Below are 20,347 nucleotides of genomic sequence, written 5' to 3'. Positions count from 1 at the left end.
ACCTCTACTTTATCATCTTGAGAATGAAAAAAGTAGTGAGTACTCTCTCCCGTCGGAGATTTCTTCACTACTAATCTTAGTATGTTTTTGTGCATCGCGTAGAGTTTCTACAAAGCTAAGCGAGTTAGAAAGTCTAGCAAGGTGTAAGGCTCTTCCAGGACTTGCGACAGCACGGAGTGCCTAGTGCCAGGCCTAGTCTTTCTGGGAAGTGTGACCTAGAAAGACTGGCTAGGTGCAGCCTTGACTGAAAAGTAAACATTTGAGAGAAAAGAGTTGGGAGACCAACTCTTTTCTGCCTTTCTTGGGATAATGACCCCATTTTCCATAAAATCATGTTAGAATAGAGATATGTTTGAAAAATATAAGTTTGATCCCAAAAAATTTCGATTAGGAATGCGGACCTTTAAATCTGGTCTAGCGGTTTTTTTGGTTATTTTGCTTTTTGGTTATCTGGGTTGGGAAGGTATTCAGATTGCAGCCTTGACAACGGTCTTTAGTTTGCGTGAGGACTTTGACCAGAGTGTTCATTTTGGGACTTCTCGTGTGTTAGGAAATACTATTGGCGGTTTTTATGCCATGATATTCTTTTTGCTAGATAGGTTGTTTTCTGATCAGTTCTGGGTGACGGCTGTTTTTGTCCCGATATTTGTCATGCTGACTATTATGACCAATGTGGCTATGAATAACAAGGCTGGGATTATTGGCGCAGTATCAGCCTTGCTGATTATTTCTTTGTCAATCCCGTCAGGTGATACCATTCAGTATGTCTTTGTTCGTGTTTTTGAAACCTTTGTGGGTGTTTTTATAGCGATTTTGGTAAATTACGATGTTAATTTGATAAAAAAACGTTTCCAAAAGAAAAGGTGTTAGAAGATATAACATAATCACTTGACCCATGGTCAAAATTCTCCTATAATAGTCTGCAGAAAGGAGTTCATTATGAGAGAAAAAGAGTTCCGTCGTTCCTTGGCCATTTTTCCAATTGGCAGTGTTATGAAATTGACAGACCTAACGGCTCGTCAGATTCGTTACTATGAAGATCATGGATTGATAAAGCCTGATCGTAATGAGGGCAATCGTCGCTTGTATTCTCTAAATGATATGGATTTGCTTCTTGAAATCAAGGATTTTTTGGACGAGGGTTTGAATATTGCGGCTATTAAGAAGGAATATGCAAACCGTGAAGCAAAAGCTAAGGTCCAAAAACAACAGAAAACCTTGACCGATGAAGATGTACGCCGTATCTTACATGATGAATTCAGTCGTCAAGGACGCTTTTCAAGTCCTAGTTCTATTTTCCGTTCATCGTAAATACTTTTAAAAATAGAGGAGAAAACAATGGCAGTCACAGTAGCGGACATTAAACGCGATATCAAAGAGAAAAACGTTACCTTCCTACGTCTGATGTTTACAGATATCATGGGAGTAATGAAAAACGTAGAAATTCCAGCAACTGATGAGCAGGTGGATAAGGTTTTATCAAATAAGGTGATGTTTGATGGTTCATCAATCGAAGGATTTGTACGTATCAATGAATCAGATATGTATCTTTACCCAGACTTGAATACTTGGACAATCTTTCCTTGGGGTGATGAAAATGGTTCAGTAGCGGGTTTGATTTGTGATGTTTATTCAACTTCAGGTGAGCCATTTGCTGGTGATCCTCGTGGTAACTTGAAAAAAGCCCTTCGCCACATGGAAGAACTTGGATTTTCTTCATTCAATTTGGGTCCAGAGCCAGAATTCTTCCTCTTCAAGATGGATGAGCAAGGAAATCCAACGCTTGAAGTGAACGACAAAGGTGGTTATTTTGACCTTGCTCCAACAGATTTAGCAGATAATACACGTCGTGAAATCGTGAATGTCCTTACGCAAATGGGCTTTGAAGTAGAAGCTAGTCACCATGAATGTGCTGTTGGTCAGCATGAGATTGACTTCAAATATGACGATGTTTTAAGTGCCTGTGATAAGATTCAGCTTTTCAAGTTGGTTGTTAAAACGATTGCCCGTAAACATGGTATGTATGCAACCTTTATGGCTAAGCCAAAATATGGGATCGCTGGTTCAGGTATGCACTGTAATATGTCACTCTTTGACAAGGATGGAAACAATGCTTTCTTTGACCCAGAAGATCCTCGTGGTATGCAATTGTCAGAAACAGCCTATCACTTCTTGGGTGGTTTGATCAAGCATGCTTACAACTATACTGCTATTACAAACCCAACTGTAAACTCCTACAAGCGTTTGGTTCCAGGTTTTGAAGCTCCTGTTTACATCGCTTGGGCTGGTAAAAACCGTTCTCCATTGGTTCGAGTTCCAGCTTCTCGTGGTATGGGAACTCGTTTGGAATTGCGCTCAGTTGATCCAACTGCTAACCCATATTTAGCAATGGCTGTACTTTTAGAAGTAGGTCTAGAGGGTATTGAGAACAAGATTGAGGCACCAGCGCCAGTTGAAACCAACATCTATGCAATGTCGGACGAAGAACGCCGCGAAGCTGGTATCACCGATCTTCCTTCAACTCTTCACAATGCTTTGAAGGCACTTCGTAAAGATGAAGTCGTTCGTGCAGCCCTGGGCGAACACATCTACACTAACTTTGTAGAAGCTAAGAAAATCGAATGGGCAAGCTACGCAACCTACGTTTCCCAATGGGAAATCGACAACTATTTGGATATGTATTAAACAAAGGACCCCGACGGGTCCTTTGTTCACGAGCTTAGAAATTCGAGAGCGAGTAATGGCGCTTGGACTATTTTTTCATGAGCTTGAAAAAGACTACCCTTATATAGATTAAAAAAATTGGAGGCGATGTGGATGGATGAATTTGTAAAAGCTGTATTTGATGAACAGTATAGAGCGGTTTTTGGAGAAGGGGAAGACCTTGCTCCTAGTCAGCAGGAAATTGTTTTGGTAGAAGAGGAAGCAGATCAATTAGTAGCTGTCTTGCAGGCCCAGCAGACCTTGGAAACGATTCATGTAAAGGCTTTGGTGGTTGTCAAAGACAAGCAAGGTCAAGGATTGGGGAGGCGTTTGCTGATTCGTTTGGAAAATGAAGCTAGACAAAATGGAGTAAAGAGTATCACACTGTCAACTAAGTCCTATCAGGCTAAGGATTTTTATCTGAAAGCTGGATATTCTATTTATGCTCATCTAACAGATGTGCCGAAAAAAGGAATTTCCAAATATCATTTTATCAAGTGGTTGTAAGGTATTCCTATTGGAAAACAGGTGAAGCCTCGGCAGTTGCCGAGGCTTCTTTCTTAGTGATCAGGTGTTAAAATCATTGGAATGATAATTGGTTCACGCTCTGTTTTTTCGTATAGGAATGGTCGTAGGGCATTGACGATGGCGCCGTTGACCGTCTGGATATTGGCATCTTTATTACGCATAGCGATGCGGATAGCGTTGAAGAGAACGCGTTGGCTTTCGCGGATCAAGTCACCAGATTCGCGCATGTAGATGAAGCCTCGGCTGAGGATGTCAGGTCCTGCCAGAATCATCTTGGACTTGAAGTCAACGGTTGCGACAGCAAGGACAACGCCGTCTTCTGAGAGGTCGCGGCGGTCTTTAAGGACAGCTGCTCCGATTTCACCGATGCGGTTTCCGTCCACGTAGATGTCTTGGGCGTTGAACTTGCCGGCCAATCGTGCAGAATCCTTGGTCAGGGCTAGGACATCACCGTTTTCCATGATAAAGATGTTGTCTTTTGGTACACCTGTATCCACTGCTAGACTGGCATGGATTTTTTGCATGCGGTATTCGCCATGGACAGGCATGAAGTATTTTGGCTTGATCAGGCGGAGCATGAGTTTTTGTTCTTGCTGGCCACCGTGTCCAGAGGTATGGATATTGTTGATCTTTCCGTGAATAACATCGACACCGGCTTCAATCAAGATATTGATGAGCTTGTTAACACCTGTGGTATTTCCCGGAATAGGACTAGACGAGAAAATAACCGTGTCGCCCGGCTGAAGTTGAACCTGACGGTGAGTACCGTGGGCAATGCGGGAGAGGGCAGCCATAGGCTCGCCTTGGCTACCTGTACAGAGAATCATTATTTCGCTGGCAGGGTATTCTTTGATCTCGTTTGGTTCGATAAAGGTGTCTTTTGGCACTTTGATATAGCCGAGCTCGATACCATTGACGATGGCTTTCTCCATAGAACGTCCAAAGACAGCAATTTTGCGTCCTGTCTTGACTGCAGCGTCAGCCGCCTGTTGCAGACGGAAGATGTTGGAGGCAAAGGAAGCAAAGATGATGCGTCCGTGAATGCCTTCAATCAGCTTCATGATGGACTGACCGACCACTTTTTCCGAGTTGGTAAAGGTTGGGACTTCAGCATTTGTCGAGTCGGAAAGGAGGCAGAGAACACCTTCTTCACCCAGGGCTGCCATGCGATGTAAATCAGCTGGCTCACCAACAGGAGTGAAGTCGAACTTGAAGTCACCGGTACAGACGATTTTCCCTTGAGGTGTATCAACGACGATACCGAGTGGCTCTGGAATGGAGTGGGTGGTGCGGAAGAAGCTGACTTTGAGGTGCTTGAAGGTCAACTCAGTATTATGATTGATTTCATGCAAGGTTGCATCACGGAGGAGGCCGTGTTCTTCCAATTTGCCACGGATAAGGGCGAGGGCCAAAGGACCTGCATAGATTGGGACATTGGCTTGCTTGAGCAAGAAGGGAATACCACCGATGTGGTCTTCGTGACCGTGGGTAATAACCAGACCTTTAACACGGTCTAGGTTTTCAACGATATAGGAGTAGTCAGGGATAACGTAGTCGATACCCAAAAGGTCATCTTCAGGGAACTTGATACCGGCATCGACGATGAGAATTTCATCCTTATACTCGATACCGTAGGTGTTTTTCCCGATTTCTCCCAAACCACCGATGGCGAAAACGCCAACTTCATGAGGTTTTAGATTGACTGATGACATAAATTAGAACTCCGTAAGTTTGAAATCTGCGTGCTCTTTTTCGTATTCGAGGTGTTTGTCAGAGAGTAGGTCAACGAATTCAACGTTGTAGGCTGGGAATTTTGCTTCAACCAATTCTTTGACTTTGATGCGACCTTCCAATTCAGAAGTTGCGTCAACTTCGACATAGAGGGCTTGTGTCTGTTCACGGCGTGGGCTGACTTTTGTTTCTTGGTAAAATACTTTATAAATCATGTGTAGTATAGTTCCTTTCTTTTTGACTGGCAACTATGAAAAAAGCCCCAAACAGCTATTCTGCTTGGTATTATCTATTCAATTTTCTAGAGTTGTCAATTTATTCAGTCTAATTGTTACTCTTCATTATACCATAAAATTTGCTGATGGTAAAAGGGTTTGATAGGAAAATGGAAAAGTGTCATGATTTTCAGAAATTCTGCATTTCCGAGAGGGATAAAACAGGGAAGTGAGCTAGGATTCCGAGTGTATTAGGATTACTAAGACTGAGTTCAATTGTGTCGAGAAAATGCCTGTCAACTGCCAGATAGTGATGTGACTTACTAGAATGACAAATCGGTTCGATCCATTAACCTACTAGAAATCACAACCCAGTCTTTTCATTATTTGAAAAAAACTTCAATATAGCTTACAATAGGGAGTAGCATTGTAAAGAAAGAGAAACTTATGAAAATACTAGCTTTGGATAGTTCCAACCAAGCCCTGTCGGTTGCCTTGGTGGAGGACGGTCGTTTGCAGGCGGAAACCCTGCTGGCCGTTAAGAAAAATCATAGCATCAGCCTCATGCCTGTGGTCGATTTTTTGGTGGCACAGGTGGGCTGGACGCCCAAAGACCTGAATCGGATTGTGGTCGCTCAGGGGCCTGGCTCCTACACGGGTCTGCGGGTGGCGGTGGCGACTGCTAAGACCTTGGCCTACACTCTCAAGATCGACTTGGTGGGGCTATCCAGTCTTCAGTCCCTGGTTCCACCTAGCCTGACGGGTCTGGTGGTGCCCGTCATTGATGCCCGCCGTAACTGTGTCTATGCAGGTGTGTATGAAAATGGCAGAGCAGTTGAGGCAGACAAGTACTGGTCTTTTGAAGACTTGCTTTCTAGCCTATCTGGCAAGGAAAACATCACCTTTGTTGGTGAAGTAGAAAACTTTATGGAGCAAATCGAACAAGCTTTGCCAACTGCCCAGTATCAAGCCAGTCTGCCGTCAGCCTATCAGTTGGCAGTAATTGGTCAAGACCTACCAGCAGTAGATGTGACCAGCTTTGAGCCCAACTATCTCAAGCGGGTAGAGGCAGAGGAAAACTGGCTGAAAGATAATCAAGCTGGCTCAGAAAGTTATATCAAGCGTGTATGATAGAGATTAAACACTACGACGGTCAGGAAAATCTGGTAGAGGCTGTTTTGGTAGTTATGCAGTCTGTCTATGAGCAGTCACCTTGGACCTTGGAGCAAATTACTTCAAGCATGGCCAGTCAGGATGAGGACTATTATCTGGCTTATGAGGGTCAGGAATTAGTTGGATTTTTGGCTGTTCAGACGGTGCTGGATGAGATGGAAATCTTGCAGATTGCTGTCAAGACTGATTTTCAGAGGCTGGGAATCGCCAGTCAACTGATGGCTGCTGTGATGGACTGGGATGGTGACATCTTCCTCGAAGTGAGAGAGTCCAATAGCGCAGCTCAGGCCCTCTATACACGCCAGCATTTTACCAAAATAGGAAAACGAAAAGACTACTACCGTAATCCTGTCGAGGATGCGGTGCTAATGAAGAGAGAACGTGATGAAAGATAGATTGATTTTGGCGATTGAGACCTCCTGTGACGAGACCTCGGTGGCTGTTTTGCGAAATGACGCGGAGCTTTTATCCAACGTCATTGCCAGCCAGATTGCTAGTCACCAGCGTTTTGGTGGGGTGGTGCCCGAGGTGGCCAGCCGTCACCATGTGGAGGTGATTACGGCTTGTATTGAGGAGGCTTTGTTGGAGGCGGAGGTGACGGCAGAGGACTTGACGTCTGTGGCGGTGACCTATGGGCCTGGCTTGGTCGGTGCCTTGCTAGTCGGGATTTCAGCTGCCAAGGCCTTGGCTTGGGCTAACGGTCTGCCGCTCATTCCTGTCAACCACATGGCAGGGCATTTGATGGCGGCGCGTGCGGTCAAGGAATTGGAGTTTCCGCTCTTGGCCCTCTTGGTCAGCGGTGGACACACAGAATTGGTCTATGTGTCAGAGGCAGGCGACTACAAGATTGTCGGTGAAACGCGAGATGATGCGGTCGGTGAAGCCTATGATAAGGTGGGGCGGGTCATGGGTCTGCCCTATCCAGCTGGTCGGGTGATTGATGAGTTGGCACATGAGGGGCAGGACATTTATAACTTCCCACGGGCTATGATCAAGGAAGATAGTCTGGAGTTTTCTTTTTCTGGACTCAAATCTGCCTTTATCAACCTTTACCACAATGCCCAGCAAAAAGGGGAAAACTTGTCCAATGCAGACCTGTCAGCTTCCTTCCAAGCCTGTGTTATGGACATTCTCATGGCCAAGACCAAGAAGGCTTTGGAGCAATACCCTGTCAAGACCTTGGTGGTAGCGGGTGGCGTGGCAGCCAATCAGGGCTTGCGAGAGCGGTTGGCGACTGAAATCATCGATGTGGAGGTCATCATTCCCCCGCTTCGACTCTGCGGTGACAATGCTGGCATGATTGCCTTGGCAGCGGTCAGTGAGTACAACAAGGAAAACCTTGCTGGCTGGGACCTCAATGCCAAGCCCAGTCTGGCTTTTGAGAATTTGTAAGAAGGAAGGGTCGCGAAAGCGACTTTTTCTATTGACGGAGGGGGGCTTGTCCTCTATACTAGAATGATATAACTTGCTTTTCAAAGGAGAGAAGATGAAAAAAGAGGATTTTCGTGAGGGCTTGCGGGATGCTATCCCAACAGCTCTGGGCTATGCCAGTATCGGTTTGGCCTGCGGTGTCGTATCGGTTAATTCCGGCATTTCTGCGGTGGAAATGGGACTGATGAGCCTTTTGGTCTATGCAGGTAGTGCCCAATTTGTCATGTGTGCCATGATTTTGGCAGGGGCGCCCTTGGTGTCCATTGCGGTGACCGTTTTCTTTGTCAATCTGCGGAATTTTCTCATGTGCCTGCACACGACAACCATTTTTCAGGGCAACAGTCTGGGGTCTAATATCTTGATTGGCTCTTTTGTGACGGATGAGTCCTATGCGGTTCTCTTGCGGAAACACATCGAGGAAAAGCAGATTGCCCCTAGCTGGATGTACGGCAACAACTTTGCGAGCTACGCTTCTTGGGTAACCTTTACCATTTTGGGTAATCTGATTGGTGGGCTGATTCCAAATCCAGAGCAGTTTGGTTTAGATTTTGCCCTAGTGGCTATGTTTGTCGGCATTTTCTCAGGTCAGTTGGAGGCCATGGCTCGAACCATTCCTTTGAAAAAAATCGGCTTGATTTTGCTGGCGGTGGGTCTGGCCTATGTCGGTTTGTCTGTACTGGTGTCGTCCTATGTTGCGGTGCTTCTGGCGACGCTTTTGGGCTGTTTTGTGGGGGTGATGGTTGATGATAAAAACTAGTATTTTACTGATTATTCTGGCGGCGGCCCTGTTGACCTGGCTGCCACGCGTCCTGCCTTTTATCCTGACGCAGAACAAATCCCTGCCACCCCGCATGGTCAAGTTCCTCAGCTTTCTTCCCATTACCATTATCTTTGCCCTGACCCTCTCTAGCATCATGGACGAAGAAGTCGGCTCGCTACCTAGCTTGCTTCCTGTCGAAAGCCTAGCCCTCCTTCCGACCTTCTTTGTGGTTTTGAAGACAAAAAATATCCTCTTGGCTGTCCTAGTCGGCGTCCTGACGACTGCAGCTCTCCGCTTGCTTTTCTAGGAGGGACTTATGGTTAAGAAAAATGCCAGAGGTGTGGCACTTTGTCTCGTCTTGGCTGCAATCAGCCAGTGCTTAGGAAGTTGGTTTTCACTGGTTGGCGGGCCCGTTTTTGCCCTTCTAATCGGGATGTGCCTGCACTCTTACATTTCAAGGAAACATGCGTTTCAGCCAGGCTTGACCTTTACCTCTAAGAAGATTTTGCAGTATGCGGTGATTTGTTTGGGATTTGGATTAAACTTATCTGCGGTCCTGGCAGTCGGTCGTCAGTCTCTACCGATTATTCTGTCAACCATCAGTTTTGCCTTGCTTTTGGCAGTTCTGATGTGGAAAATCTTGCCCATTTCAGCTCATCTGGCGACCTTAATTGGCGTAGGAACCTCTATCTGTGGAGGCTCTGCCATTGCGGCGACAGCTCCCATTGTTCAGGCGGATGATGAGGATGTGGCACAGGCTATCTCGGTCATCTTTCTCTTTAATGTCTTGGCGGCCTTGATTTTTCCAACTTTGGCAACTTGGCTTGGGTTTTCGACCGATTCGGGTCAGGCCTTTGGGATCTTCGCCGGAACGGCGGTCAATGACACCTCGTCGGTCACCGCAACAGCAGCTACTTGGGACAGTCTTTACGGACTGGGCAGTCAGACCTTGGACACGGCAGTGACCGTCAAGCTGACGCGGACCCTGGCCATTATTCCCATTACGTCGGTTTTGGCGATTTGGCAAACTCGAGGAAAGGGAGTTCAGGCAGACAAGAAGTCCCTCTTGGCAGGTTTTCCGACCTTTATCCTCTATTTTATCCTAGCCAGTCTGGTGACTACAATCGCAGGTCATCTTGGACTGGAAACGGACCTATTTTCTCCTCTCAAAACTCTGTCCAAGTTTCTCATTTGCATGGCTATGGCAGCCATTGGTTTGCGAACAGATGTCCTTTCTTTGGTGAAAAATGGCAGAGCTGCTCTTTTTGTCGGACTAGTTTGCTGGCTGGGAGTGACTGTGTTGACACTGGTTTGGCAGGCAATTTTGGGAATTTGGTAATAAAATAGAAAAATCCTAGTTTGGAGCTAGGATTTTTTGGTTTATATAGACTGGTTTATTACTTGAGTTAAGCATAAATATAGTCATTTGAATTAACTTTGATACATCGTCACTTTCGGTTTGCCGTACTCTAGTACTGCCTGCCCTCAGTTCCTTGTCTGAAAGCTAATTCATTTGACTATAGTAACTGGAAAAGAATTTGCGTTTGTAATGATTGCTAGATTTAGATGTCTGAATAGGCAAGTCCAAGTGAGGTAGCAACGGCTTGGTTGGTTACTTTGCCACGATAGATGTTTAGACCTGTTCGTAGGGCTGTGCTGTCAGCGATAGCTTGCTCTGCTCCCTTATTGGCTAATTCGAGAGCGTAAGGAAGGGTGGCATTTGTGAGTGCCTGAGTGGATGTACGAGCAACAGCACCAGGCATGTTGGCAACAGCATAGTGAACAACTCCGTCTACTAGGTAGGTTGGATTGTCATGTGTGGTGACACGGTCGGCTGTTTTGATGATACCACCTTGGTCTACGGCGACATCGATGATGACAGAGCCAGGCTTCATATTCGCAACCATTTCCTTGGTCACTAATTTTGGTGCGCGTGCCCCAGGGATAAGAACTGCCCCAATCAATAGATCGGCATCTTGTACACTTTCAGTAATATTGAGTGCATTGGACATGAGAGTTTGAACCTTGCCATCGAATTGGGCGTCTAGTTCAGCCAGGCGTTTTGGATTGATATCCAAAATCGTCACTTTTGCGCCTAGACCGACAGCCATTTGCGCAGCATTGACACCGACATTTCCGCCACCGATGATAACCACATGACCTTTTTTGACACCAGGAACACCACCTAGTAGAATACCCGAACCACCTTCAATCTTGGTAAGGAATTGGGCGCCTAATTGTGTGGCCATGCGACCAGCAACCTCGCTCATAGGATTTAGAAGAGGAAGTGTCCCATGGTCAACAACTGTTTCGTAGCCGATGGCAATCACATCACCGTCTATCAAAGCTTGAGTTAATTCTGGTGCAGGAGCCAGGTGGAGGTAGGTAAAGAGTAACAGGCCTGGACGAAAGAATGTGTATTCACTTTCTAGTGGTTCTTTAACCTTGAGCACCATGTCGGCTGCCCAGGTTTCTTCGGCAGTATTTTTGAGAATGGCTCCTTGTGCTTCATATTCTGCATCATTATAGCCAGAGCCGAGACCAGCTCCTTTTTCCACCCAAACTTCGTGACCTGCTTGTGTAAAGCTAAGGACACCTGCTGGTGTGATTCCGACACGATTTTCATTGTTTTTAATCTCTTTAGGAACACCAATAATCATAACAAATTTTCTCCTTTATACATGTAGTATTCTTACAGTTTAACATAAAAGCGTTTCCTTGGAAAGACTGAACCTAGATACTCCATAAAAATAGTTCTAGTTATCCCTTCAATCTAAAGGTCTGCGGAGCTTTTTTCAGTAAAATCCAGTAGCCGATGCTGACATAGGTCATCATAGCTATGGAAATGAGTAGGATGTACAAGTGACTGCCTAAATCCAGCTTGATATTGAGATAGGCTACCCAGTAGAGAACGCCACTGAGAAATTTATAGACTGGGTTGACAACCTCCATGTCCTTGGTAAAGGGTTGGAGAATATAGTAGATAAAGAGATCGTGGAAGGAAAATAGGGCTGTTAGACTCAGCAGGAGCAGAGCAGTCAGGAGATAGGTTTCAATAGGTAGCTGCGCTCTAGTAAAGATGATGAGGGCCAATAATAGAGATCCTGAGAAGGCAGCATTTAATTTTACAGTTTGCAGAAAACGATAATGGAAGCCTGCAATAATGGTTTTTGCTTCGCGGTAAAATGGATAGTGGAGCATGGAAATATCGCAATTAACAAAGACCATCTGTGCGACAGCTTTTCCTATGGAGGCGGCATACATGACCATGAAAGCAAAAGTCAGTCCCTCTATATAGTTGGTGTTGCTTATCTGAATGTCATCTTTTGAAAACCAACGAATTCCTTCAATAAAAAGGACAATAGCCAAAAGACAACCCAAGCGAAAATGCAGTTTTTTCGTAAGGACAGAACGATAGCGGTCAAATAGCAGAGCGTTTAAGTAGGTCATGCCTGACAGATGGGACAGGTCTTTCCCTTTTTCTATGCTGAGCTTAGCCTGCATCTGCAACCCTTGTCGGGTGTACTCGTTCCCTTTGGTCATCTCAAAAATCTTCTTATCCATCTGCAAGGACTGGTCCATGCAATAATAGAGATAGTCCAGATGATTGGTCTGTTGCTTCAAATAACCATAGCCAAACCAAATGAGCAAGACCTGACAGGCAAGGACAGGCAGTAAAAAGATGGGCGACAGATGATTGCGGAAAAGGATAAGGCAGGCAACTGCTACTAGACCAGTACCCAAGATGACCCAAGATTGCCAAGAATTTCGACGTGCCAAAATACCTCTGCTGAATAGTGCTCGATTGAGAGCCTGTCCGGTAAAACTTCCTGATGGAATGGTCAGTAATCCTAGAGGAAAATAGAGCCAATTTCCTGATAGGCTAGAAAAAATCAGCAGGGCAGGCAGGTAGGACAGACTGGTGATAATGGGTTCTACAAATAGTTGACTCTGGAGAAAACTAGACTGGGAAAGTCCAAAATTTTGCATGAATTCCCGCTCGGACTTGGCGATAAAAGGCTCAAATCCCTTGCCAAACCGATAGGTGTAGCCAACAAAGACCATCCACATGGAAAAGCCTAGAAGCCAAGTATCTGACGGGATTTGCCAAAAGTCCAGCTGATTGTTGGATAGGAGTTTAATCCAGAAGGCAGCAATGCAAGAATAGATGGCTAACCAAATTCCCTTGACAAGAAAGCGACTGGGAATAGACAGAATGTGCAGGAATAAAAAGAGACCAGACTTAAAACTGTAAGACTTGAAAATATTCTCTGGAATCTTCTTGCCCACAAGTGGTAGTTTTCGCAGGTAGTAGAAAAATCCGTTGACGGTCCGATAGAGGTTGTACTTTTCCTGATACCAAAAATAACGTAGAATGGTTTTCATAAGCCCCTCCTAGTCTGCTGTCAAGAGGGCAACCACTTCCTGTTCAAAGTCAGGGTCGTGGAGCTTGTCACTCGGAACAGCCTGTAGTTCTTGGTGATGTAGTAAAACAATTTCGTCACAGAGATCCTGAGCCAGTTGTAGAATATGGGTGGAAAAGATGATAACGGAATCCTTCTTAGCCTCCCGAATCAGCTGTTTGAACTCGTGGGCAGCCACTGGGTCAAAGGAAGTCAGTGGCTCATCCAAGAGAAGGATAGGTGGCTGGACAATCAAAGACAGGAGTAACTGGACCTTATTCTGCATACCGTGGGAAAAATCCTTGAGCAGACGATGTTGATCTTCTTCTCCGATACCGACCAAGTTCAGCCATTCTTCTGGACTGCGAGGAGATTTGAGTTTATCCTTGTGGATATCCATATAGAAACGGACAAACTCATAGGCCGTCATAAAGGCAGGCAGTTGTGGGTAGGTTTGGGTAAATCCGATGTCCGTGTTGTCGTAGTCAAAGGCATTTTCACCCTTCACAAACTGAATCGAGCCACCATCCAAGGTCAGATTACGGGCAATGCAGTTGAACAAGGTCGTCTTACCAGCCCCATTTCGCCCAAGCAAACCGTAAATCTTGCCTTGTTCGAAGGTAAAGGAAGTATCTTCCAAAATGATTTTATGGTCGAATTTCTTGGAAACAGAAGATAATTTCAGTTGCATAGCCAATCTCCTTTTTGTTATATTGTTATGGCTTTATCATACAGTAAAAAACAAAAAAATTCAAGCAGATTTTTGCTTGAATTTAGAAAGAGGATAGGGATTGTTTTTGTTGGCCTTGGCCATCGAAGTTACTATCCTTTAGCCAGTTTTCAAGGGCATGCTTGCGGTCGGGCCATTCGTGGTCTAATAGAGAAAACCAGGCGGTATCCCGATTGCGTTCCTTATAGACTAGAGCCTGACGGAAGGTGCCTTCGTAAGTAAAACCAAGGCGTTTGGCAGCAGTTTGACTGGCTTGGTTGAGCGAGTCGCATTTCCATTCATAACGTCGATAGCTCAGTTCTTCAAATACATAGTTCATGAGAAGATAGTGAGCTTCTGTCGCCTGTCGGGTCCGTTGCAGTTGCGGAGAAAAGATGACCCAGCCCACTTCAATGCTACGATGGTTGGTATCTATTCGCATGAGTGCAAAGGTTCCGACTGCCTGATTGCTTGCTTGGTCAATGATGGCAAAATAATAGGGGTCGGTCGAGTCCAAAAGAGTCTGGAAATAGTCCTGAAATGTCGCTCTGTTCTCAAAGGGTTCAAGGGCTAAGTAGGTCCAGTCAGCTTTTTTAGCACTTGGTCCATAAAACTGATAGAGATCATCTGCATGGTGCAGGCTCAGTTTTTCTAAGCGGACTGTGTGTCCTTGTATGGTTTCCAGACTTGGTTGCTCACCGCTAGTATGATAGGGCAAGGGCATACCAATTTCTTGGCCGAATGAATTGATAGGCATGGTTTCTCCTTTAGGTTGAGCTTGAAGAGCAATTTATAAAAGTGCACTACTCAAAGAAAATCGAACTCAGACTAGGCGACGAAGATGTAGATAGAACTGAAGTTCATCAAATCAAGTCAACAACGTCTGAGTTTGATTTACGAAGAGTAGGAACTCCCTGCCACCCAGCCAGTCGCAAGACAGTAGGTGATGTTAAAACCGCCTGTATGGGCGTTGATGTCCAAGACTTCACCCGCAAAGTGGAGGCCAGGAATTTTCTTACTTTCCAAGGTTTTGGGGTTGATTTCCTTGAGGTCAACCCCTCCCTTGGTCACAAAGGACTTGGCCAGGGACATCTTGCCCGTAATCTTAATCGGCATGGCTTTGAGGAGGGTAACCAGATTGGTCAGGTCCTTTTGAGAAACTTGCTTGACCTTGCAGTCATAGTTCTCTGCGAAAAAGTCGGCTAGGCGGTCTGGCATGAGTTCAGACAGGGCATTCTTGACGGATTTTTCCCTGTTCTTTTCTAAATGCTCAAACAGATCTTGGTCAGAATGGGTCGGCAATACATCGAGAAATGCGGTTTCGCCGCCTTTGACAAAACTAGACAGACGAAGAGCAGCGGGTCCCGACAGGCCAAAGTGGGTAAAGAGCAGGTCGTGGGTGATGACGTGCTTGCCGTAGGTCAGGGTGACGTCGTCCAAGGAAATGCCTTGGAGCTTCTTATGGGGGAAGTCGGTCAGGACAGGGCTTTCTGCGGCTTCAATCTCCGTGACTTCCAGCTTGAAGTGGCGGGCAATGTCGTGACCAAAGCCGGTTGAGCCAGTGGAAGGATAGGTCTTGCCGCCGGTGGTGACAATGAGCTGGGGAGCTGTAAAGACTTCCTCGCTGGTCTTGACATGGAAAAGGTCGTCTATCTTGCGGACGGAAACCACCTCAGTCCCTGTACGGATGTCCACGCCATTTTCCAGCATCTTCATCTCCAGGCACTTGATAATGGTCTGGGAGCGGTCGGTAGTCGGAAAGACACGGCCGTGGTCCTCCACCTTGAGCTTGACCCCATTTTCCTGAAAGAAATTCATGATGTCGTGGTTGTCAAACTGGGAAAAGACGCTGTATAGAAACCGGCCGTTGCCAGGAATGCCAGCCAGCAGGTCTTCCAGTGTGCCGTTGTTGGTCACATTGCAGCGTCCGCCACCTGTGCCAGACAGTTTCTTGCCCAAACGCTTGTTTTTTTCAAGGAGCAGGGTCTTCTTGCCATAAAAACTAGAAGAAATAGCGGCCATCATGCCAGCAGGCCCCGCTCCGATAATAATGGTATCTACTGTATTCATGTCCTTATTTTATCACAAATTCAGGAAACTTTTTCAAAATGAGGGCTCCGCCTTGACTTTGCCCACCTTTCCTGTTAGAGTAGGGAAGTAAATTAGTTTTTGAGTTCTGTTTGTGTTTCACCTGCTTTACCTTTTCTAGTTTTACAAATTTAGAGAAAGGAAGTAGTGACATGGCACAAGGAACAGTAAAATGGTTCAACGCTGAGAAGGGCTTCGGCTTCATCGCTCAGGAAAATGGACCAGATGTATTTGCACATTTTTCAGAAATCCAAACCAATGGTTTCAAATCATTGGATGAAGGTCAAAAAGTGACTTTTGATGTGACAGAAGGTCAACGTGGCCCTCAAGCAAGTAACATCGTAAAACAAGCATAATATAGTATGTAGAAAGACATTCTCAGGATGTCTTTTTTTTGCTGGAAAATGTTTCCAAAGCTAGATGTAGCAAGACTTCTAACTCCCCTGATTTGACAGTTTTTAGGTCTTATGGTACTATTTTACTGATAGACATTATTATGAAATAAAACAAATGATAGAGGATTGTATGGGAATCGAAAAAACAGTCAGCGAATTAGCTGAGATTTTGGGTGTGAGCCGTCAGGCCATGAATAACCGAGTCAAAGCCCTTCCAGAAGAATTTGTAGATAAAAATGATAAGGGCGTAACTGTTGTAAATCGTTCGGGCTTGATTGAGCTAGAAAAAATCTATAAAACAACGATTTTTGAAGATGAGCCGATTAGCGACGAAGTCAAGCACCGTGAGATGATGGAAATTTTAGTAGACGAAAAAAATGCGGAGATTATCCGTTTATATAGTCAATTAAAAGCCAAGGATAAGCAACTTGCAGAAAAAGATGAACAACTCAAGGTCAAAGATGTGCAAATTGCTGAGAAAGACAAGCAGATTGACCAACAGCAACAATTGACCCTTAAAGCAATGGCGGACAAGGATGTCCTCAAGCTAGAGCTGGAAGAAGTCAAGGCTCAGGCAGAAGGCGTCCAAACCAAAGGCTTCTTTGCACGATTGTTTGGTAAATAAAAAGGTCCAGTGGACCTTTTTATCATGAGCCTGAAAACAAGAAAGCGAATAAAGGTCCGGGGGACCTTGAATCATGAGCTTGAAAACAAGAAAGCGAATAAAGGTCTGGGGGAGTGAAACAGTCTGGGGATAGACTGTTTCAGCCCGAGCCAAGAAACGAAAAACCAACTAAGCCAGTAAAAAATCAAGCTCTTAGGAACTTGATTTTTTATTATTCTCTAACCATTCTTCTCTCAGAATTCCATATTTGACTGAATCGTGATACTGGCCTTGCCAGTAGCGGACTTTTCGGATTTGGGCTTCCCTAGTCATGCCTAATTTTTCAGCAGTCCGCATCATGCCCTTGTTACCAGACCAGGTGGTTAATCCGATGTGTTCTAATTCTGCAAATTGCTGGAAAACGCTATCAATCCAGAGTTCAAGGGCTGCGGTACCATATCCTTTACCCCAGACCTTATCATCATGGATTTCTATTCCGATTTCTAACCAGCGTGTCGGTTTGCATTCCCAGTAATATGAAACAAAGCCGATAGGTTGCTGGTCCACTAGGATGGCCCTGACGCAATCTTTTTGTAACCACTGGTAGAGTTCCAGTGCTTGAAAGTCTTCAAAAGTAGCGCAGGCCTGGTAGTCATCAAAATAGGGTGCCGCAAATTCTTTCCAGCGGGGTGCAGCTTGACGGTAACCAATCTCCCAAAGTCTATGTAAATAACTTTCATTCATAGGTGCAATCGTAATCATGAGACCCCCCTTTTTTTCCTAGTATAACATATTTACGACACCCTTGCAATTCCTTGTGGAATATGGGAAACTAGGTATATGAAAAAGATACGACGAACATTCCAGAAAGTGTATTACAATTTAGATAAGATTTTACTGCTCTTTTGTACCCTCTTTTCCGTGATGGAGTTTGTCTGGATACCGCTAAATTCCTGGGTTTCCGAAGGATTGTTGGCCATGACGGGGCATGCCTATCTGTCTCCAACAAATTTTTTCTCCGTTCTCTCTGAAAATATCTTGGTGACAGGTCTCTTTATCCTTTTATTCCTCGTCAATCTAGCCATTGCCTACTTGGAACTTGCTCTGCTATTTTCCGGAGTAGGCCAGCTCCTAGACCAGAGGGTTAAGCATTTCCCGGATTATGTGAGAGATATGAGGGACAGTATGCTGGATATTATCAGATATAGCAGTGTGCCCAAGGTGCTTTTTCTCCTCTTTTATTCGGTCATTCTCCTGCCCTTTCTTCGACGGATTTTAAATATCTACTATTTCAATAAGATTGTGGTTCCCCAGTTCTTGATTGACCATTTTTCCAATACTTTGTGGCTGGCAGTCTTGATTTTCCTCTCTTTTATACTCTTCTTTTGGTTGGCGGCTCGCTTCATGTACGCCCTGCCCAAGATTTATTTTGAACACAGGAGCGTCAAAGAGTCCATCGCTTATTCATGGGAGAGGACAAGGGGTTGGCAGCAGGTCCGTTCCATGGGTAAATTATTCTGGTTGGTGACCCTTCCGGTCTTTCTGTTCTCAATCGGCGGTACCTTGCTTTACGAACTGCAATTAGTAGTCGAAAAAATAGCTCCTCAGCTGTCATTTCTCCTAGCCGTCTTTTGCTATATTCTCCTCAAATTGCTCTACTACGGTGTGGTTTCCCTCTTCATGATTGGCTTTATCAGCTATGTGACGGGAAAGAAACTGCCTTCTTACCGACGGAAACGGCTCCGTCACCGCCTCCGACTGACCATCTTGGCAGTGTCTAGTCTGGTTTTTGGTATTCAGGGTAGTCTGGCCCTTCACTATCCCTTTGATAGCCTACCGCTGACCATTTCCCATCGAGGGGTGGACGCTGGAAATGCCGTGCAGAACTCGATTGAGGCTCTGGAAGCAACCTCTCAGCTCCAGCCGGACTACATTGAGATGGACATTCAGGAAACCAAGGACGGTCAGTTTGTGGTCATGCACGATACAGACTTGATGGCTTTGACGGGAAATCCCGGAGGTACACATGATTATAGCCTAGCAGAGATGACCACCATGACTGCATCCGAAAATGGCATGACAGATCCAGTCCCTTCTTTTGATACTTATCTTGATAGGGCGGATGCCTTAGGGCAAAAATTATTGGTGGAAATCAAAGTGACCAAGCAGGATTCCCCAGACTTGACCAAGAACTTCCTGAAAAAATACGGACAACGTTTGTTAGCCAAGGGGCATCAAATTCAATCTCTGGATTACAAAACGATTATAGAAGTCAAAGAGTACAGTAAAAAGCTGGTATCATTCTTCATCCTCCCTTTCAACTCCATTTATCCCACGACAGTAGCAGATGGCTACACCATGGAATATACATCCTTGGATCAAAACTTTATCTTAAAGTCATGGATTAAGGGAAAATCTGTTTATGCTTGGACAGCCAATGATGAGGAAACTATGACAAAGATGGTCATGTTGCAGGTGGATGGTATCATAACGGACAATATGACGGAATTGAAAGCCTTGCTGGAAGATGTTAAGGTTCACCGCAGATATGCTGACCTCTTTTTCCTACAATTTCAATCCCTACTCTATCATTTTGAATAAGCAAAAAACGCGAGGGCCTAGCCCAATCGCGTCTTTTTCTGTCTTAAAATGGTAATTTACCAGCAAAGGCACCCAATTTTTTCTTAGTGGCATCGTCAATTTTTGAAAGAGCATCATTGACTGCTTGGACAGTCATGTCCTGTAAGGTTTCAAGGTCGTCAGCATCCACCACCTCAGGCTTGAAGTCGATAGAAACCAACTTTTTATCGCCAGTAAAAGTAGCAGTGACCAAGTCCTGCACAGAGCTACCAGTAAATTGAGTAGCTGCCAATTCAGCCTGGCTCTGCTCCATTTGCTTTTGAAGCTTCTGAGCCTGTTTCATCATTTGTTGCATGTTCATCATAATAGATATTCTCCTTAAAAAATCTTACGGATTTATTATAACACTAAAAAAGGAAATTTGGGAAGGTCAGCGTGTGGTGATAGATTATTTGATAAAGAAATAAACATCATATTTTTGATCAGACAACCAAGTTTTCCTAAAATATATCTTTTATTTCTGTATAAAATGTGAGATAATAGCGGTAGGAACTGTTGTTAAATTCCTCAAGTTTACTTTAATTGTTTGAAGTCGTGTAGGTAGCGATTAGGAGGTAATATAATGAAGTATGAAATTACCATTGATTTTATTGTTGATAGTGAAATTACGTTATGCGACACCATTCGGTTTGAATACTATAAAGCAAAGAATGGAAAAATTTACTGGGATGAGGTGCAGTTTGATGAAGGCAGGATAACTATAAGGGGAGATCGTACTCGAGCGATTGACTTAGAAAATTGTTGGAAGACTAGCAAAAGTAATTATAAGAGATGCATGTTATCATCAATCTTTTATGTTTATAATATGGGAACTATATACCAGTTTACACCAACCACAATATGTAGTGTTTCGATAATATCAAAAAAGACGACTTTCTTTGTACTGACCCCAAAAAGTTAGACAAAAAATATTATTGAAAGGATTTAGTTCTGTACTGAACAGGACTAAGTCCTTTTAGTTTTTCTT

Annotated in this window: 23 protein-coding genes; 14 read left to right on the top strand and 9 right to left on the bottom strand. The window is 44.7% G+C overall.

The window, feature by feature from the left end:
* Positions 1–348 precede the first annotated feature (348 nt).
* The 4 genes from RFK25_RS09220 (at position 349) to RFK25_RS09205 (ending at position 3,210) form a co-directional block, all read left to right on the top strand.
* Positions 349–870, top strand: coding sequence for an FUSC family protein (locus RFK25_RS09220; RefSeq protein ID WP_332413116.1), 522 nt, complete (start codon positions 349–351; stop codon positions 868–870).
* 69 nt (positions 871–939) lie between these two features.
* Complete coding sequence (locus RFK25_RS09215) at positions 940–1,311, top strand: MerR family transcriptional regulator (RefSeq protein WP_105117596.1); 372 nt, start codon at positions 940–942, stop codon at positions 1,309–1,311.
* Between the two features lie 27 nt (positions 1,312–1,338).
* Complete coding sequence (gene glnA, locus RFK25_RS09210) at positions 1,339–2,685, top strand: type I glutamate--ammonia ligase (RefSeq protein ID WP_332413114.1); 1,347 nt, start codon at positions 1,339–1,341, stop codon at positions 2,683–2,685.
* Positions 2,686–2,811: 126 nt separating this feature from the next.
* Positions 2,812–3,210 carry a GNAT family N-acetyltransferase gene (locus RFK25_RS09205; protein ID WP_332413112.1) on the top strand — a complete coding sequence of 133 codons (399 nt, stop codon included), beginning with the start codon at positions 2,812–2,814 and terminating at the stop codon, positions 3,208–3,210.
* Positions 3,211–3,263: 53 nt separating this feature from the next.
* Here the strand turns inward: RFK25_RS09205 and rnjA are convergent, their stop codons facing one another.
* Positions 3,264–4,943, bottom strand: a complete 1,680-nt coding sequence (rnjA, locus tag RFK25_RS09200) for a ribonuclease J1 (RefSeq protein ID WP_256778640.1) — start codon at positions 4,941–4,943, stop codon at positions 3,264–3,266.
* 3 nt (positions 4,944–4,946) lie between these two features.
* Positions 4,947–5,177 carry a DNA-dependent RNA polymerase subunit epsilon gene (locus RFK25_RS09195; RefSeq protein WP_044753363.1) on the bottom strand — a complete coding sequence of 77 codons (231 nt, stop codon included), beginning with the start codon at positions 5,175–5,177 and terminating at the stop codon, positions 4,947–4,949.
* Positions 5,178–5,624: 447 nt separating this feature from the next.
* Between RFK25_RS09195 and tsaB the strand changes: the two genes are divergently transcribed.
* From tsaB to RFK25_RS09165, 6 genes are all read left to right on the top strand, one after another.
* Positions 5,625–6,308, top strand: a complete 684-nt coding sequence (gene tsaB, locus RFK25_RS09190; RefSeq protein WP_332413111.1) for a tRNA (adenosine(37)-N6)-threonylcarbamoyltransferase complex dimerization subunit type 1 TsaB — start codon at positions 5,625–5,627, stop codon at positions 6,306–6,308.
* Positions 6,305–6,745, top strand: a complete 441-nt coding sequence (gene rimI, locus RFK25_RS09185; RefSeq protein ID WP_332413110.1) for a ribosomal protein S18-alanine N-acetyltransferase — start codon at positions 6,305–6,307, stop codon at positions 6,743–6,745. Before tsaB ends, rimI begins: the two co-directional genes overlap by 4 nt.
* The gene (tsaD, locus tag RFK25_RS09180) at positions 6,735–7,742 is read left to right on the top strand and encodes a tRNA (adenosine(37)-N6)-threonylcarbamoyltransferase complex transferase subunit TsaD (RefSeq protein ID WP_332413109.1); all 1,008 of its coding nucleotides are present in this window, start codon (positions 6,735–6,737) and stop codon (positions 7,740–7,742) included. The genes rimI and tsaD overlap by 11 nt, the downstream gene beginning before the upstream one ends.
* Before the next feature lie 94 nt (positions 7,743–7,836).
* Entirely contained in the window at positions 7,837–8,538 is a 702-nt protein-coding gene (locus RFK25_RS09175) for an AzlC family ABC transporter permease (RefSeq protein WP_332413107.1), read from the top strand.
* Positions 8,525–8,848: an AzlD domain-containing protein gene (locus tag RFK25_RS09170; RefSeq protein ID WP_332413105.1), complete on the top strand. Its 324-nt coding sequence runs from the start codon at positions 8,525–8,527 to the stop codon at positions 8,846–8,848. The genes RFK25_RS09175 and RFK25_RS09170 overlap by 14 nt, the downstream gene beginning before the upstream one ends.
* Positions 8,849–8,857: 9 nt before the next feature.
* A complete protein-coding gene (locus RFK25_RS09165) occupies positions 8,858–9,880 on the top strand; it encodes a YeiH family protein (RefSeq protein WP_332413103.1) in 1,023 nt (340 codons plus the stop codon).
* A 223-nt stretch (positions 9,881–10,103) separates the two neighbouring features.
* On the opposite strand, the gene ald is transcribed toward RFK25_RS09165, so the two are convergent.
* The 5 genes from ald to RFK25_RS09140 all read right to left on the bottom strand — a co-directional run bounded on the left by ald (position 10,104) and on the right by RFK25_RS09140 (position 15,723).
* Positions 10,104–11,201, bottom strand: coding sequence for an alanine dehydrogenase (gene ald / locus RFK25_RS09160; protein WP_332413102.1), 1,098 nt, complete (start codon positions 11,199–11,201; stop codon positions 10,104–10,106).
* Positions 11,202–11,301: 100 nt separating this feature from the next.
* On the bottom strand, positions 11,302–12,927 hold the full coding sequence (locus RFK25_RS09155; protein ID WP_332413101.1) for a hypothetical protein: 1,626 nt from the start codon (positions 12,925–12,927) through the stop codon (positions 11,302–11,304).
* A 9-nt stretch (positions 12,928–12,936) separates the two neighbouring features.
* On the bottom strand, positions 12,937–13,635 hold the full coding sequence (locus RFK25_RS09150; RefSeq protein WP_332413100.1) for an ABC transporter ATP-binding protein: 699 nt from the start codon (positions 13,633–13,635) through the stop codon (positions 12,937–12,939).
* An 82-nt stretch (positions 13,636–13,717) separates the two neighbouring features.
* Entirely contained in the window at positions 13,718–14,410 is a 693-nt protein-coding gene (locus tag RFK25_RS09145; RefSeq protein ID WP_332413099.1) for a GNAT family N-acetyltransferase, read from the bottom strand.
* Between the two features lie 137 nt (positions 14,411–14,547).
* Positions 14,548–15,723 carry an NAD(P)/FAD-dependent oxidoreductase gene (locus RFK25_RS09140; protein WP_332413098.1) on the bottom strand — a complete coding sequence of 392 codons (1,176 nt, stop codon included), beginning with the start codon at positions 15,721–15,723 and terminating at the stop codon, positions 14,548–14,550.
* Positions 15,724–15,893: 170 nt separating this feature from the next.
* On the opposite strand from RFK25_RS09140, the gene RFK25_RS09135 reads away from it, so the two are divergent.
* Together RFK25_RS09135 and RFK25_RS09130 are read left to right on the top strand one after the other, a co-directional pair.
* A complete protein-coding gene (locus RFK25_RS09135; RefSeq protein WP_172084791.1) occupies positions 15,894–16,097 on the top strand; it encodes a cold shock domain-containing protein in 204 nt (67 codons plus the stop codon).
* A 169-nt stretch (positions 16,098–16,266) separates the two neighbouring features.
* Positions 16,267–16,761: a DUF536 domain-containing protein gene (locus RFK25_RS09130; protein WP_105109896.1), complete on the top strand. Its 495-nt coding sequence runs from the start codon at positions 16,267–16,269 to the stop codon at positions 16,759–16,761.
* Between the two features lie 192 nt (positions 16,762–16,953).
* Here the strand turns inward: RFK25_RS09130 and RFK25_RS09125 are convergent, their stop codons facing one another.
* A complete protein-coding gene (locus RFK25_RS09125) occupies positions 16,954–17,502 on the bottom strand; it encodes a GNAT family N-acetyltransferase (protein ID WP_332413096.1) in 549 nt (182 codons plus the stop codon).
* 78 nt (positions 17,503–17,580) lie between these two features.
* On the opposite strand from RFK25_RS09125, the gene RFK25_RS09120 reads away from it, so the two are divergent.
* On the top strand, positions 17,581–19,341 hold the full coding sequence (locus RFK25_RS09120; protein WP_332413094.1) for a glycerophosphodiester phosphodiesterase: 1,761 nt from the start codon (positions 17,581–17,583) through the stop codon (positions 19,339–19,341).
* A 43-nt stretch (positions 19,342–19,384) separates the two neighbouring features.
* Here RFK25_RS09120 and RFK25_RS09115 read toward each other — a convergent pair whose 3' ends face one another.
* Positions 19,385–19,684: a YbaB/EbfC family nucleoid-associated protein gene (locus RFK25_RS09115; protein WP_332413093.1), complete on the bottom strand. Its 300-nt coding sequence runs from the start codon at positions 19,682–19,684 to the stop codon at positions 19,385–19,387.
* Positions 19,685–19,942: 258 nt separating this feature from the next.
* Here RFK25_RS09115 and RFK25_RS09110 point away from each other — a divergent pair, with 258 nt between their 5' ends.
* On the top strand, positions 19,943–20,281 hold the full coding sequence (locus RFK25_RS09110) for a hypothetical protein (RefSeq protein ID WP_332413091.1): 339 nt from the start codon (positions 19,943–19,945) through the stop codon (positions 20,279–20,281).
* Positions 20,282–20,347 lie beyond the last annotated feature (66 nt).

Origin of the sequence: Streptococcus sp. SS-4456, from assembly GCF_036680365.1 — a bacterium.
Taxonomy (GTDB): Bacteria; Bacillota; Bacilli; order Lactobacillales; family Streptococcaceae; genus Streptococcus.
This window is presented reverse-complemented; position numbering and strand designations above follow the sequence as displayed.

Coding starts and splice junctions, on each gene's coding strand:
- RFK25_RS09220 (WP_332413116.1), top strand. CDS start 349: ATGTTTGAAAAATATAAGTTTGATCCCAAAAAATTTCGATTAGGAATG.
- RFK25_RS09215 (WP_105117596.1), top strand. CDS start 940: ATGAGAGAAAAAGAGTTCCGTCGTTCCTTGGCCATTTTTCCAATTGGC.
- glnA (WP_332413114.1), top strand. CDS start 1,339: ATGGCAGTCACAGTAGCGGACATTAAACGCGATATCAAAGAGAAAAAC.
- RFK25_RS09205 (WP_332413112.1), top strand. CDS start 2,812: ATGTGGATGGATGAATTTGTAAAAGCTGTATTTGATGAACAGTATAGA.
- rnjA (WP_256778640.1), bottom strand. CDS start 4,943: ATGTCATCAGTCAATCTAAAACCTCATGAAGTTGGCGTTTTCGCCATC.
- RFK25_RS09195 (WP_044753363.1), bottom strand. CDS start 5,177: ATGATTTATAAAGTATTTTACCAAGAAACAAAAGTCAGCCCACGCCGT.
- tsaB (WP_332413111.1), top strand. CDS start 5,625: ATGAAAATACTAGCTTTGGATAGTTCCAACCAAGCCCTGTCGGTTGCC.
- rimI (WP_332413110.1), top strand. CDS start 6,305: ATGATAGAGATTAAACACTACGACGGTCAGGAAAATCTGGTAGAGGCT.
- tsaD (WP_332413109.1), top strand. CDS start 6,735: ATGAAAGATAGATTGATTTTGGCGATTGAGACCTCCTGTGACGAGACC.
- RFK25_RS09175 (WP_332413107.1), top strand. CDS start 7,837: ATGAAAAAAGAGGATTTTCGTGAGGGCTTGCGGGATGCTATCCCAACA.
- RFK25_RS09170 (WP_332413105.1), top strand. CDS start 8,525: ATGATAAAAACTAGTATTTTACTGATTATTCTGGCGGCGGCCCTGTTG.
- RFK25_RS09165 (WP_332413103.1), top strand. CDS start 8,858: ATGGTTAAGAAAAATGCCAGAGGTGTGGCACTTTGTCTCGTCTTGGCT.
- ald (WP_332413102.1), bottom strand. CDS start 11,201: ATGATTATTGGTGTTCCTAAAGAGATTAAAAACAATGAAAATCGTGTC.
- RFK25_RS09155 (WP_332413101.1), bottom strand. CDS start 12,927: ATGAAAACCATTCTACGTTATTTTTGGTATCAGGAAAAGTACAACCTC.
- RFK25_RS09150 (WP_332413100.1), bottom strand. CDS start 13,635: ATGCAACTGAAATTATCTTCTGTTTCCAAGAAATTCGACCATAAAATC.
- RFK25_RS09145 (WP_332413099.1), bottom strand. CDS start 14,410: ATGCCTATCAATTCATTCGGCCAAGAAATTGGTATGCCCTTGCCCTAT.
- RFK25_RS09140 (WP_332413098.1), bottom strand. CDS start 15,723: ATGAATACAGTAGATACCATTATTATCGGAGCGGGGCCTGCTGGCATG.
- RFK25_RS09135 (WP_172084791.1), top strand. CDS start 15,894: ATGGCACAAGGAACAGTAAAATGGTTCAACGCTGAGAAGGGCTTCGGC.
- RFK25_RS09130 (WP_105109896.1), top strand. CDS start 16,267: ATGGGAATCGAAAAAACAGTCAGCGAATTAGCTGAGATTTTGGGTGTG.
- RFK25_RS09125 (WP_332413096.1), bottom strand. CDS start 17,502: ATGATTACGATTGCACCTATGAATGAAAGTTATTTACATAGACTTTGG.
- RFK25_RS09120 (WP_332413094.1), top strand. CDS start 17,581: ATGAAAAAGATACGACGAACATTCCAGAAAGTGTATTACAATTTAGAT.
- RFK25_RS09115 (WP_332413093.1), bottom strand. CDS start 19,684: ATGATGAACATGCAACAAATGATGAAACAGGCTCAGAAGCTTCAAAAG.
- RFK25_RS09110 (WP_332413091.1), top strand. CDS start 19,943: ATGAAGTATGAAATTACCATTGATTTTATTGTTGATAGTGAAATTACG.